The organism is Stenotrophomonas sp. PS02289 (assembly GCF_029960115.1).
In the GTDB taxonomy this organism is placed as follows: domain Bacteria; phylum Pseudomonadota; class Gammaproteobacteria; order Xanthomonadales; family Xanthomonadaceae; genus Stenotrophomonas.
In genome coordinates, this window is sequence record NZ_JASCOZ010000129.1 from 1 (window position 1) to 12,213 (window position 12,213).

13 protein-coding genes are annotated in these 12,213 nt (G+C 67.2%); 3 read left to right on the forward strand and 10 right to left on the reverse strand.

Annotated elements, in window-relative coordinates:
• Positions 1-93 precede the first annotated feature (93 nt).
• From QMX83_RS15930 to QMX83_RS15940, 3 genes are read right to left on the reverse strand one after another with little or no spacing between them, the layout of a single operon-like run.
• The gene (locus tag QMX83_RS15930; RefSeq protein ID WP_282297617.1) at positions 94-753 is read right to left on the reverse strand and encodes a hypothetical protein; all 660 of its coding nucleotides are present in this window, start codon (positions 751-753) and stop codon (positions 94-96) included.
• Between the two features lies 1 nt (position 754).
• Positions 755-1,933 (reverse strand): glutathionylspermidine synthase family protein, encoded by a 1,179-nt coding sequence (locus tag QMX83_RS15935; protein ID WP_282297618.1) that lies wholly within the window; start codon positions 1,931-1,933, stop codon positions 755-757.
• A gap of 3 nt (positions 1,934-1,936) precedes the next feature.
• Positions 1,937-2,500, reverse strand: a complete 564-nt coding sequence (locus QMX83_RS15940) for a DUF1190 domain-containing protein (protein ID WP_282297619.1) — start codon at positions 2,498-2,500, stop codon at positions 1,937-1,939.
• Positions 2,501-2,692: 192 nt separating this feature from the next.
• On the opposite strand from QMX83_RS15940, the gene ilvD reads away from it, so the two are divergent.
• Entirely contained in the window at positions 2,693-4,525 is a 1,833-nt protein-coding gene (gene ilvD / locus QMX83_RS15945) for a dihydroxy-acid dehydratase (RefSeq protein ID WP_282297620.1), read from the forward strand.
• A 58-nt stretch (positions 4,526-4,583) separates the two neighbouring features.
• On the opposite strand, the gene dinG is transcribed toward ilvD, so the two are convergent.
• The 3 genes from dinG to aroE all read right to left on the reverse strand — a co-directional run bounded on the left by dinG (position 4,584) and on the right by aroE (position 7,983).
• Positions 4,584-6,686: an ATP-dependent DNA helicase DinG gene (gene dinG, locus QMX83_RS15950; RefSeq protein ID WP_282297621.1), complete on the reverse strand. Its 2,103-nt coding sequence runs from the start codon at positions 6,684-6,686 to the stop codon at positions 4,584-4,586.
• A gap of 83 nt (positions 6,687-6,769) precedes the next feature.
• Positions 6,770-7,132 (reverse strand): hypothetical protein, encoded by a 363-nt coding sequence (locus QMX83_RS15955; protein WP_282297622.1) that lies wholly within the window; start codon positions 7,130-7,132, stop codon positions 6,770-6,772.
• Between the two features lie 8 nt (positions 7,133-7,140).
• Entirely contained in the window at positions 7,141-7,983 is an 843-nt protein-coding gene (aroE, locus tag QMX83_RS15960) for a shikimate dehydrogenase (RefSeq protein ID WP_282297623.1), read from the reverse strand.
• Positions 7,984-8,036: 53 nt separating this feature from the next.
• Between aroE and QMX83_RS15965 the strand changes: the two genes are divergently transcribed.
• Positions 8,037-8,900: a TolB-like protein gene (locus QMX83_RS15965; RefSeq protein WP_282297624.1), complete on the forward strand. Its 864-nt coding sequence runs from the start codon at positions 8,037-8,039 to the stop codon at positions 8,898-8,900.
• A gap of 2 nt (positions 8,901-8,902) precedes the next feature.
• Here the strand turns inward: QMX83_RS15965 and QMX83_RS15970 are convergent, their stop codons facing one another.
• From QMX83_RS15970 to QMX83_RS15985, 4 genes are read right to left on the reverse strand one after another with little or no spacing between them, the layout of a single operon-like run.
• Positions 8,903-9,175, reverse strand: a complete 273-nt coding sequence (locus QMX83_RS15970; protein WP_282297625.1) for an SHOCT domain-containing protein — start codon at positions 9,173-9,175, stop codon at positions 8,903-8,905.
• 32 nt (positions 9,176-9,207) lie between these two features.
• Positions 9,208-10,197, reverse strand: a complete 990-nt coding sequence (gene hemB / locus QMX83_RS15975) for a porphobilinogen synthase (RefSeq protein WP_282297626.1) — start codon at positions 10,195-10,197, stop codon at positions 9,208-9,210.
• Positions 10,198-10,236: 39 nt separating this feature from the next.
• On the reverse strand, positions 10,237-11,154 hold the full coding sequence (locus tag QMX83_RS15980; protein WP_282297627.1) for a bestrophin family ion channel: 918 nt from the start codon (positions 11,152-11,154) through the stop codon (positions 10,237-10,239).
• 59 nt (positions 11,155-11,213) lie between these two features.
• Positions 11,214-11,462: a hypothetical protein gene (locus QMX83_RS15985; RefSeq protein ID WP_282297628.1), complete on the reverse strand. Its 249-nt coding sequence runs from the start codon at positions 11,460-11,462 to the stop codon at positions 11,214-11,216.
• Between the two features lie 191 nt (positions 11,463-11,653).
• On the opposite strand from QMX83_RS15985, the gene QMX83_RS15990 reads away from it, so the two are divergent.
• The gene (locus tag QMX83_RS15990) at positions 11,654-12,103 is read left to right on the forward strand and encodes a hypothetical protein (RefSeq protein ID WP_282297629.1); all 450 of its coding nucleotides are present in this window, start codon (positions 11,654-11,656) and stop codon (positions 12,101-12,103) included.
• The last annotated feature ends 110 nt before the right edge of the window (positions 12,104-12,213 follow it).

Genomic DNA, 12,213 nt, shown 5'->3' on the forward strand with positions numbered 1-12,213 from the left:
GAGCCACGCCCTGCGTGGCTTCGATCCTGTCTGACTCCGCGCAGCCACGCAGGGCGTGGCTCTACGACTGTGTCAGCGTTCGATTTCGGTAGGTCACGACCGTTGGTCGTGACGGGCCTTGACCAATAGGCGCTCGATCGCCTTGCGCATCATCGCCCGGTTACGCCCCAGCTTCATCCATCCCGGCAGCCGCGAGAACATCGAGCCATTGCTGACCCCGGCGCGCTCGCGCAGGGGCGATACCACGTAGTCCTGCAATGCCTGCAGATGGTCAGCGTTGTACGCCCACAGCACTCCGGCGCGGGTAGGCTCCACCAGCAGCAGTGCCAGGCCGAAATGTGGATCGTTGGCCTCGCCATCGCGCACGCGCTGACCACTGACGCTGACCTCGCTGCTCCGCCCGCATTGCGGGCACAGTCCTGGCACCACCGTGGGTGCAGGCTGACCCGGCTTACCGGAAACGCACGCACACACCCACTGATGGCCACAGTAGCCACACGGGCGACGGCCGCTGTAGTGCACCGGTCCTGCCCAATCACCGGCGGTGCTGTCCATCACGACGCTGCAGTTGCCGCAGCGGAAGCGCGCCGTCCATTGATACGGACGCCAGTCCGCCAGCACCCAACCGGGCGCATCACAACGGTGGCAGCGCACCGCCACGCGGTCGGCGTAGCGGCTCAGCCGGTGGCCGTCGTCCAGGTGCCGCCCGGCCACCGGGGCCGGACGCAGTGAGCGATTCCGGCGCACGGCCATGTCAGACGAAAATACGGGTGGGTGCTTCGTCGATGATCGCGTGCGGTACGAAGCGGGCGCTGTCGCGGGTGATGCGGCTGTTGTCTTCGCGGATGCCCATGCCACACGCGTGGTCACCCACCACCCAGCTGCCGATCAGCGGGTAACCGCCGTCGAACGCGGTGAGCGGGTGCGCGGCCTGGCGGATTGCCGGCCCCTGGTACGGGCCCTCGCTCTCCTGCCAGCTGCCGTCGGCCAGATGCAGGGCGATGTTGGCCCCTTCGCGCGAGAACAGCGGCTTGCGCACCCAGCCGGCGGGCAGCGCACTGCCATTGTCGAAGTGTGCCTCGAGCAGATTGGGATGGCCGCGATGACGCTGCCACAGCAGCGGCAGCACGCCCTTGTTGCTCAGCACCGCTTTCCACGCCGGCTCCAACAGCTGTACGCCCGAAGCAGGCAAGGCCTGGCCGAATGACTCGGTCATCAGGTCTTCCAGCGGGTAGAGCTTGAACAGGCTGCCGATGACGGTGTCATCCAGCGCGGTGAAACGCCCGTCTTCGGACAGGCCGATGTCTTCAATGGCGATGGCTTCGCCGCGCAGCCCGGCCTGGGCCGCACAGTCACGCAGGTAGGCGACCGTGCCCTGGTCTTCTTCCGAGCTGCCAACGGCGCTGAAGTACAACGGCGGCGGCAACTGCGCCGCCAACTCGCCGAAGCGCTCCACCAGCGCCTCGTGGATGGCGTTGAACTGGTCGGCATGGGCCGGCAGGCGATTCTGGTTGCGCTGGTCTTCCAGCCATTGCCACTGGAAGAACGAGGCCTCGAACAGCGAGGTCGGCGTGTCGTAATTGAGCTCATAGAGCTTCGCCGGGCCGGAACCGTCATAGGCGAAATCCAGCCGTCCATACAGGTGCGGCTCGCGGCGCTGCCAGCTGCTGGCGATCCAGTCGCGGAATGCCGGCGGAATCGCCAGCTGGTCCATCAGCTGTTCGCTGCGCACCACCTCATCGACCAGGTCCAGCGCCATCGCGTGCAGCTCGGCACTGGGGTCTTCGATGTCCTGTTCGATCTGCCGCAGGGTGAAGGCGTAATACGCGGTTTCATCCCAGTACGGCAGGCCATCGATGGTGTGGAACCTGAAACCCGACTCCTCGGCCCGGGCGCGCCATTGGCTGCGCTCGGCAATACGCACGCGCTGCATCGATCAGCCGCCGAAGCTGCTGCGGCTGCTGCTGGTGCTGCCAAAACCGCCACGGCTGGCGGTAACGGCACGGTTCGGGGTGCTGGTGACCGGAGCCAGGCCGGCCTTGCCCGCGCCGATGCCGCTGGCGGTGTTCATGCCGCCGGTACCACCGGGAGCCGGACGCGCCCAGCCCTTGGCCTTGTCCTGGTAGGCCGGGCTGGCCGCCGGAGCCTGTGCCAGGCCGGCACCGCGGTTGTTGAGCATCTGCGACATGAAGAAGCCCATCATCATCGGCCCGATGAACGAGTGGCCGGTGCTGGTCTTCTGTTCCACGCACTGTTCTGCGTTGTAGTCCGCTTCGCATTCGGCACGCGAGGCGTACTTCGGCGCGGCGTCGGCCGACTGCTGCTGCGCCTGCGCGAACGCGGTGCGGCACGCCGACGGGTCGCCGGTGGCGTCGGAGCAGGCCTGCACCGAGGTATACAGCCCTTCCTGCACCTGCACCGCTTCGTCCTTGGAGCAGGCGGTGAACAGCAGCGGCGCGGCGCTCATCAGCAGCAGCGCGGTGGTCCTGGAACGTTTCATGGCGTCATGCCCCCCTATTCGGTTAACCCCCCAATGATGCCTGATCGGCGGCTGCAACCAAAATCGGCAAAGCCCGGAAAGTGAACGGCATTTCAGGAATCGCCACGCCGGCAGTTGCAAACGCAACCCTTTTTTTTGGGCAGAATCGGGAAAAACCCCCGCCGTACGGCCCGCCAGATCGCTGCCAGCCCCATGCCTGAATACCGCTCCCGCACCTCCACCGCCGGCCGCAACATGGCCGGGGCCCGCGCCCTGTGGCGCGCCACCGGCATGACCGACGCCGACTTCCACAAGCCGATCATCGCCATCGCCAACTCGTTCACCCAGTTCGTGCCCGGCCATGTGCACCTCAAGGACCTCGGCCAGCTGGTGGCACGTGAGATCGAGCAGGTCGGCGGCGTGGCCAAGGAATTCAACACCATCGCGGTGGATGACGGCATCGCCATGGGCCATGACGGCATGCTGTATTCGCTGCCCAGCCGCGAAATCATCGCCGACTCGGTGGAGTACATGGTCAACGCGCACTGCGCGGACGCGCTGGTGTGCATCTCCAACTGCGACAAGATCACCCCGGGCATGCTGATGGCCGCATTGCGCCTGAACATTCCGGTGGTGTTCGTCTCCGGTGGGCCGATGGAAGCCGGCAAAACGCGCCTGGCCGAGCACAAGCTGGACCTGGTGGACGCCATGGTGATCGCTGCCGACGCCAGCGCACCCGACGAGAAAGTGGCCGAATACGAACGCAGTGCCTGCCCGACCTGTGGCTCGTGCTCGGGCATGTTCACCGCCAACTCGATGAACTGCCTCACCGAGGCACTGGGCCTCTCACTGCCGGGCAACGGTTCCACCCTGGCCACGCATGCCGACCGCGAGCAGCTGTTCCGCCGCGCCGGTCGGCTGGTGGTTGAGCTGTGCCATCGCTGGTATGGCGGCGAAGACCCCAGCGCGCTGCCGCGTGGTATCGCCACCCGCGCCGCATTTGAGAATGCGATGACCCTGGATATCGCGATGGGCGGATCCACCAACACCATCCTGCATCTGCTGGCGGCCGCGCAGGAAGCCGAGGTGGACTTCGACCTGCACGCCATCGATGCGCTGTCGCGTCGCGTGCCGCAGCTGTGCAAGGTGGCTCCGAACACGCCGAAGTACCACATGGAAGACGTGCACCGCGCCGGCGGCGTGTACGGCATCCTCGGCGAACTGGCGCGCGGTGGGCTGCTGCACGAACAGGTGCCCACGGTGCACAGCCGCACCCTGGCCGAAGCGATTGCGCGCTGGGACGTGGCGGTCAGCGACGACGCCAAGGTGCAGGACTTCTTCCGCGCCGGCCCGGCCGGCATTCCCACCCAGGTGGCTTTCAGCCAGGCCACACGTTGGCCGACCCTGGACGTGGACCGCAGCGAAGGCTGCATCCGCGATGTCGCCCATGCCTATTCCGCCGAGGGCGGCTTGGCGGTACTGCGCGGCAATCTGGCCGAAGACGGCTGCGTGGTGAAAACCGCGGGCGTGGATGAGTCCATCCATGTGTTCGAGGGCAACGCGCGCGTGTTTGAGAGCCAGGACGCCGCTGTGCAGGGCATTCTGGCTGACGAGGTGGTGGCCGGTGACGTGGTGGTGATCCGCTACGAAGGCCCGCGCGGTGGTCCGGGCATGCAGGAAATGCTGTATCCGACAAGCTATCTGAAGTCGAAGGGGCTGGGCAAGCAGTGTGCGCTGCTGACCGATGGACGCTTCTCGGGCGGCACGTCCGGGTTGTCGATCGGGCACGCCTCACCGGAGGCGGCGGCCGGCGGTGCGATCGGGTTGGTGCGCGATGGCGACCGCATCCGGATTGATATTCCGGCACGTCGGATTGATCTGCTCGTGGATGCGGCGACGCTGGATGCGCGGCGCATTGAACAGGACGCGCTGGGATGGAAGCCCCGTGAGGCGCGTCCACGCAAGGTGACCGGTGCGTTGAAGGCGTACGCGTTGTTGGCAACCAGCGCGGACAAGGGCGCGGTGCGGGATCTGAGCAAGGTGTGACCGTCTGGCGGTGCGGGTCCGCGAAGCCACGCAGGGCGTGGCTCTACGCGGTCCCTGATTAGCCGATCACCCGCTTGAACGGCGGCAGCGCATCAATGATGCGCTTGCCATAGCGCCGGCTCAGCAACCGCGAATCAAGAATGATCACTCGCCCGGTATCGGTCGAAGTGCGGATCAGGCGGCCGGCGAACTGGGTCAGCGTGCGCAGCGCATGCGGAATCGCGATCAGGTTGAACGCGTTCAACCCGCGGCTTTCCATCCACTCGCTCAAGGTGGAGGTCTGCGGGTCGGTCGGCACCGCGAACGGCACCTGGGTGATCACCACCGTGGTACAGGCCTCGCCGGGCAGGTCGAGACCCTCGCCGAAGGAATTCAGCCCGAACAACACCGAGCCCTCGCCTGCCGCCGTGCGCCGCAGATGCTCGTCGATCATCTTCTGCTTGGCGGTCTCGCCCTGCACCAGCACCTGCTTGCGCTGGGCCGCCGGCATCAACTCGGCGACCTTTTCCATCTTCCAGCGCGAGGTGAACAGCACGATGCTGCCCTTGCCCCAGTCCAGCTCGCTGACCAAGTACTTGGCCACTTCCTTAGGGTGACGCTCGCGGTCATCGGGCGTCACCGGGAATGCCGGCACAATCAGCTCGGCCTGGTTAGGCAGGTCGAAGGGCGAGGCCAGCGAGACCATTTCGGCCTCCTGCGGAATGCCGTTGTCGATGGCGAGGGTCTGGAAGTCGCCACCGCCGGTCAGTGTGGCCGAGGTCATCACCACCGAATCCACTTCGTCCCACAGCAGCTTGCGCAGCACATTCGCCGCAGACACCGGCGAGCCGTGCAGGATCAGGTCCCCATCACGCGACAGGGTGACCCAGCGCGCGGTTGGCGGCTGGCCCTCCTTGTCCTCGCGCCGCCAGGTGGCCCACAGGTTGTGCTGCTGCTCCACCATTTCCAGCGCCATGCCCAGATTGCGCTGCAGGCGCTCGCGCGCCGCATCTTCGGGCTTGCCCTTGGCGACCTGCGCGGTGGCGGCGTGGGCCCAGTTGAACAGCGAACGGGTGTCATCCGCCAGCGCCTCGATGTCCGCCATCCAGATGTCCGGCAGACGGCCATTGGGCGCGCGCCACATCGGCTCCTGCGCGGTCGGGTCGGGCTGCCAGCTGCGGTTGATAACGTCGTGGAACGCGCGCAGCTGCTTGCTGACCCGGGCCGCGACATCAATGGCCTCGTTGGGCAGCAGGTTGCCGAGCTTGTCCTTGTCCACTGCGCGGTAAGCCGCGGCGATCAGCACCTGCAGGCGACCGGTGCGCTTGGCCATTTCATCCAGGGCGAGACTGGCCGCCCCCTGGTCGATGGCCACGTTGCCGATGTGGTGGCCTTCGTCCAGCACCAGCAGCATGTCCGAGGGCGGTGCGATCAACGGCTGGCCGTTGTCGCTCTCGCCGATGGACAGCGCCGACAGCAGCAGGGCGTGGTTGGTGACCACGATCTGCGCGTCGCGCACGGTGTTGCGCGCGCGCAGCACCGCACACTGCGAGGAGTAGGCGCACTTGCGCCCGGCACAGCCGGAGGCCGGCGTGGTGATGCGTGAGCGCAGCGACGGGCTGATGGTCTCCGGCGCGTTGTCGAGGTCGCCATTCCAGCGCCCTTCGACGAATTCCTTGCTCAGCTTCTGCGCCAGGTCCATTTCAATGGGGGCCAGCGGGCGATCGAAGAGCGGCTGTTCGTCTTCGAACATGCCTTCCTGCGCGCCCTCGCCATGCGCCTCGGCGGCGTTGCGCGTGCACAGGTAGCGGGTGCGGCCCTTGGCCAGCGCCACGGTGGCGTCCAGGCCGGTGGCCTTGAGGAAGTTGGGGATGTCCCGTTCCACCAGCTGCGACTGCAGGGCCACGGTGCCGGTGCTGATCACCAGCTTCTTCTTGGTAGCCAGCGCGATCGGCACGCCCGCGGTGAGGTAGCCCAGCGACTTGCCAACGCCGGTCGGCGCTTCGACCACGCCCACGCCACCGCTCTGCGACAGCGCGCGCGAGACCACGCCGATCATCTGACTCTGCGAACGCCGGGTGCTGAAGCCGGGGGTGTTGGCCTGCAGCTTGGCGTAGGCGTCACGGATGACGGTCTTGAGTTCGTCGTTCAGCGCGCGCGGGGCTTCAACTTTTTCGGTCACGCCGGCGGGGTCCTGCCATGATTCATGACCCCTATTTTCTCACGACCCGACGGCCGGGGGCCGTCGGGATTTGCCGCGATGGTTCAGATGCGTGAAGGCGGTCCACCCGTCGGGCTGCGATCGCGAAGGGCGCGGGTCATGGCCCAGACCAACAGCACCATCGCAAAGGCCTCTGCCAGGCCAAGCACGAAATGAATCGCTCTGAGCCAGCTGCCGAGGTCAATCATGAACTCGTACACGCCGCGCGCCACCAGTACCTGGGTGCCGACCACCACGACCATGCCCAGCAGCGTGGCCACTCCCAGCAGCGACAAGCCCAACAGCGCCGCTGTCCGCGGGGCGGCGCGCGGCGTGGGCAGCACCCACACCAGCGACACACACACGGCAATGAGGATCGGCAGACGCAGCGCCAGGGAGCCAAGCACTGACAGCAGCAATTCCTGCACCGAGCCGGTCACTCCTCACCCGCCAGCGCGTTCTTCGCCCGCAGCTCGGCATACACCGGGTTGGTGTCCGGGCGCGTTTCATGCCACTGCTGGAAGCTGGCTGCGGCCTGCTCCACCAGCATGCCCAGGCCATCGACGATGTTGCGGCAGCTGGCTGCGCGGGCCCAGGCCAGGAAGGCGACGGCGGCGTCGCCGTAGTTCAGGTCCACCGCCGTGGTCATGGAGTTGACCAGCGACAGCGGCAGCTCGAATTTGGCATCACGGTCGCGACCGGCCGAGGTGGCATTGACGATCAGCTCGAAGTCGCCGAGGTCGCGCAGGTCGTCCCAGTAGCGGCTGAGCGCGCGGCCCGGTTCGCCGATGGCGTCGATCAACGCATCGGCACGTTCAGTGGTGCGGTTGACCACCACCAGTTCGCGGATGCCCGCGTCCAGCAGCGCCGGGGCCACGCTGCGCGCCGAGCCACCCGCACCGAGCAGCAGCACGCGGCGGCCGCGCAGGTCCAGTTCGTGGCGCTCGGTGAGGTCGCGGACCAGGCCGACGCCGTCGGTGGTGTCGCCGTGCCAGTAGTCGCCCTTGCGCAGCAGCGTGTTGACCGAGCCGGCCAGCTTGGCGCGCGAGGTGAAGGTCTTGCACAGCGCGAATGCGGTTTCCTTCAGCGGCGCGGTGACATTGGCCCCGGCCCCGCCGCTGGCAGCGAAACTCTCCAGCGCGGCGGCGAAGCCTTCCGGCGAGGACTCGATGGCGGTGTAGTCCAGCTCGATGCCTTCCTGTCGCGCGAATGCGGCATGGATGGTCGGCGACAGCGAATGGGCGATGGGCTGACCGAATACGGCGTAACGGGGGCTCATGGGTGTTCTAGACTCCGGAACTGGATTGACTGCAAACCCGGATGGAAGACCGCATGCGACCTCCCACGACATGGCTCGCGCTGAGCCTGAGTTTACTCTTCACGCCCGCAGCGATGGCGCTTTCCGAGTTTGGCATCGAGGGCATGGGCGTGGTGTCGACGAAGGCCAACGAGAGCCAGGCCACGATCAGCCCGGACGGCCAGCGCATCGTCTGGGCCAGCGACCGGCCTGGCGGCGCGGAGGGCTGGGACCTGTGGCAGGCGCAGCTGCGCGAGGGCCGCTGGCAGGATCCGCAACCGCTGGGCATCAACAGCCCGCGCGATGAGCGCGACCCCGCCTACAGCCCCGATGGTCGCTGGCTGTACTTCGCCTCCGACCGCAGTGGCGGGCGTGGGGGCTTCGACCTGTACCGGGCGGCGGTGGCCGCTGACGGCAGCGTAGGCACGCCGCAGCCGCTGGCAGGGCTGAATACCCGCGATGACGAGCGCAGCCCGGCAATGCGGCCGGATGGGTTGGCACTGCTGTTCGCACGCAATGGGAAGCAGGGCCAGGGTGGGTTTGATCTATACCGGGCGGCGGTGCAGGCGGACGGGTTCGGCACCGCGCAGGCGTTGCCGAAGCCGTTGAATTCGGCGGCTGACGAATTTGGGGCCACCTGGCTGGACAACCGGGGCGCGCTGGCGTTTACCCGGGGTGCGGACGGCAAGTCGCAGGTGTGGGTGGTCGGGTGCGATTACGCGCAGGCCGCCGTGCCGCTGGTGTTGTCGTTCAACACCGCGGACGGACAGACCGGTTCACCGGTGGTGGACTGGAACAAGCCGGGCGAGATGGTGGTGAGCGGGCAGGCAAAGGCCCCGCGTGCGGGTGGGTTGGATCTGTATCGCCTGAAGAAGCCGGTGGTGGCCTGCGGGGGCTGAAATCACCGCCCGCGCAACAACTCCGCGCGCTGCTGCTCGTACTGCGCCTCGGTGATCTGACCTTCGTCCTTGCGGTGATTCAGCGCGGCCAGTTCTGCCTGCACCTCCGGCGCAAGCGCGGCCTTCCGCGCCAGTGCCGCCGCCGCCGAGGGCTGCTCGGGCGGACGCTTGGCCGCACGCAGCACGCTGCGGATGATCAGGCCGATCACCACGGCGAACACCGTCACACCGGTGCCCCAGGTCAGCCACTGCACCCATCCCATTGTCTGCTGCATCGTCGTGATCCTTTCTCAGTTGCCGCGTATTGTCAGCGCTCGCGCAGCCAGCGCGCCACCTGCGGCGCGAAATAGGTCAGCACGCCGTCGGCCCCTGCCCGCTTGAAGCACATCAGCGACTCCATCACGCAGGCGCGCTCGTCCAGCCAGCCATTGCCCACGGCGGCCTTCAGCATCGCGTACTCGCCACTCACCTGGTAGGCGAAGGTCGGCACCCCGAACTGCTGCTTCACCCGGCGCACCAGGTCCAGGTACGGCATGCCCGGCTTGACCATCACCATGTCCGCGCCCTCTTCCAGGTCCAGCGCGATCTCGCGCATGGCCTCGTCGCCGTTGGCCGGATCCATCTGGTAGGTCTTCTTGTCGGCCTTGCCGAGGCTGGCCGAGCTGCCCACCGCGTCGCGGAACGGGCCGTAGAACGCCGACGCGTACTTGGCCGAATAGGCCATGATGCGCACGTTGATGTGGCTGTCGGCATCCAGCGCGCGGCGGATCGCGCCGATGCGGCCGTCCATCATGTCCGACGGCGAGATGATGTCCACGCCCGCTTCGGCATGCGAGATCGACTGCTTGATCAGCGCCTGCACGGTGATGTCGTTGAGCACGTAGCCCTTGTCGTCGATGATCCCGTCCTGGCCATGGGTGGTGTACGGGTCCAGCGCCACGTCGGTCATCACCCCCAGTTCGGGGAAGCGCGACTTCAGCGCGCGCACCGCACGCTGGGCCAGGCCGTTCTCGTCCCATGCGGCGGCGGCATCCAACGACTTGCCGGCCGGATCGATGACCGGGAACAGGTCGATCACCGGGATGCCCAGTTCCAGCGCTTCCTCGGCCACCTTCAGCAGTTCGTCGATGGACAGACGCTCCACGCCCGGCATCGAGGTCACCGGCGCGCGGCCAGACAGCTCGTGCACGAACACCGGGTAGATCAGGTCGTCGGTGGTCAGCGTGTTTTCGCGCATCAGCCGGCGCGAGAACTCGTCATGGCGCATGCGGCGGGGGCGGTAATCGGGGTGTGCCATCGGAAAAATCTCCGTAACGGAATACTGGAATGCGCAGGCTTACTGCAGCAGATAACGGTGTGGCTGCAGCGGCGCGGGCAGCGGTTGCACACCCAGGCTGTCGAGCAGATCAATTTCAATGGTGCGGACCATCGCGTCCAGCGGCAGGTCGTTGGGTTCCAGCCCGAACGGTTCCTCCATTTCCTCGCCGAGCTGGTCCAGCCCGAAGAACGCATAGGCCAGCACCGCCGACACCACCGGCGTGGCCCAGCCCAGCGAGCTGGCCAGGCCAAACGGCAGCAGCACGCAGAACATCCACGCGCAGCGATGCAGCAGCAGGGTGTAGGCGAACGGCAGCGGCGTGGTCAGAATCCGCTCGCAACCGGCCTGGATGCTGGACAGCGCATGCACGCGGGTTTCGAACTGGGCGAACAGGATCGAATCCAGATCACCCGCGCGGTGCGCAGCGGCGGCTTCGGCGGTGATCATCGCCAGCAGCTGGTCGGGGGTGTTCTGGCGCTGCGCGAGGCGGGCGTGGTCGGCCTCGTCCACCCACGGCAGCGCGGCCAGCGCGGCGTCACGGTCGCGCAGTTTGGCCGCCAGCGCGTGGGCGAAGCCGATGCCCAGGCGCACCATGCGCTGGGCGCGGGCCGGGTCGGCCTCCAGCACTGTGCCGCACAGCCGGGCCAGGCTGCGCGATTCGTACACCAGCTGGCCCCACAGCTTGCGTCCTTCCCACCAGCGGTCAAAGCAGGCGCTGTTGCGGAAGCTGAGGAAGATCGACAGCACCAGGCCCAGCAGGGTGAACGGAGCCACCGAGACGCGCTCGATACCCGGCGGATGCCAGAGTTCGGCGAACGCGGCCACGGCGATGGCCAGCACCAGGATGGCCAGCACCTTGGGGGCCACGGCCGGAACAATGGAGCCGCGCAGGATGTACAGCAGCTGCCAGCCGTGGGGACGGGGGCGAATGATCATGGGCGGCCATTCTACGCCTGTGGCTGCGGCGCTTTGACGCCTGCGACGGACGGTCGCAGTTAGATGATCCCGCCGCCCAACGACAGCCGCACGATCCCCACCACCACCACCACGGCGTTGAGCAGCAGCCCGGTCCAGGCCCGGCCGCGCTTGCTCGGGTGGGTGAACAGGATGCCCAGCGCGCCAATGACCGCGCCCACCGCCGCGAAGGGAATCAGGAACCAGTTGCCCCACCCCAGCAGCGGGATCAGCGCCAGGATCATCCACAACAACGCAAATACACCCCACAGCAGACTGATCAGGCCCATGACACGTTCTCTCCTAAAATGCTGCGCGCACCTTAATGCTTCAGCCGCCACGCGCGCGTGAGGGGCGGGTTCCCCGCCCGGGTTTCACCTGGCCGGTGCTACGGTAATGCCACAACGTTGGCCCCGATTCAGTGGCCGACGCGGATGATCCAAGCGCGGGCCTTGTCTGGCCCACCAACGGGGGTGAGCCCATGAACTTTCGAACCTTGACCGTGCTGGGCGTGCTGCTGGCCGTGGCCGGCTGTGCCAGCACCTCGCGGGTGATGCTGGGCCAGGCCCGGCCACCGACCGACCCGGCGCTGGTGCAGATCTACTCCACCCCGCCGCCGGGGTCGCAGGAAATTGCCCAGCTCGAATCCTCCAGCGCGGTGGGCTTTGGTACCCAGGGTCAGACCGATGCGGCCGTGGCCCGCCTGAAGAAGGAAGCCGCCGCGCTCGGTGCCAATGGCGTGATCCTGATGGGCGTGGGCTCCAGCGGCTCACCGGTCGGCATGTCGGTCGGTGCCGGCAGCTACGGCTCGCACGTGGGCGGTGGCGTCGGCATCGGCATCCCGACCACGCAGAAGCGCGCAGCCGGGGTGGCGATCTGGGTGCCACCTGCAGATCGCCTGCCCGTACAAACCATTACTCCGGAAAAGTGACGGAAACCGGGACCACTCCGGGATGGTTGAACATCGGGAAGATTCCGGTAGCGCCGGCCGTTGGCCGGCCCTCATGAACGTTGGAAACATTCCATGGGCCGGCCAACGGC

Coding starts and splice junctions, on each gene's coding strand:
- QMX83_RS15930 (WP_282297617.1), bottom strand. CDS start 753: ATGGCCGTGCGCCGGAATCGCTCACTGCGTCCGGCCCCGGTGGCCGGG.
- QMX83_RS15935 (WP_282297618.1), bottom strand. CDS start 1,933: ATGCAGCGCGTGCGTATTGCCGAGCGCAGCCAATGGCGCGCCCGGGCC.
- QMX83_RS15940 (WP_282297619.1), bottom strand. CDS start 2,500: ATGAAACGTTCCAGGACCACCGCGCTGCTGCTGATGAGCGCCGCGCCG.
- ilvD (WP_282297620.1), top strand. CDS start 2,693: ATGCCTGAATACCGCTCCCGCACCTCCACCGCCGGCCGCAACATGGCC.
- aroE (WP_282297623.1), bottom strand. CDS start 7,983: ATGAGCCCCCGTTACGCCGTATTCGGTCAGCCCATCGCCCATTCGCTG.
- QMX83_RS15965 (WP_282297624.1), top strand. CDS start 8,037: ATGCGACCTCCCACGACATGGCTCGCGCTGAGCCTGAGTTTACTCTTC.
- QMX83_RS15970 (WP_282297625.1), bottom strand. CDS start 9,175: ATGCAGCAGACAATGGGATGGGTGCAGTGGCTGACCTGGGGCACCGGT.
- hemB (WP_282297626.1), bottom strand. CDS start 10,197: ATGGCACACCCCGATTACCGCCCCCGCCGCATGCGCCATGACGAGTTC.
- QMX83_RS15980 (WP_282297627.1), bottom strand. CDS start 11,154: ATGATCATTCGCCCCCGTCCCCACGGCTGGCAGCTGCTGTACATCCTG.
- QMX83_RS15985 (WP_282297628.1), bottom strand. CDS start 11,462: ATGGGCCTGATCAGTCTGCTGTGGGGTGTATTTGCGTTGTTGTGGATG.
- QMX83_RS15990 (WP_282297629.1), top strand. CDS start 11,654: ATGAACTTTCGAACCTTGACCGTGCTGGGCGTGCTGCTGGCCGTGGCC.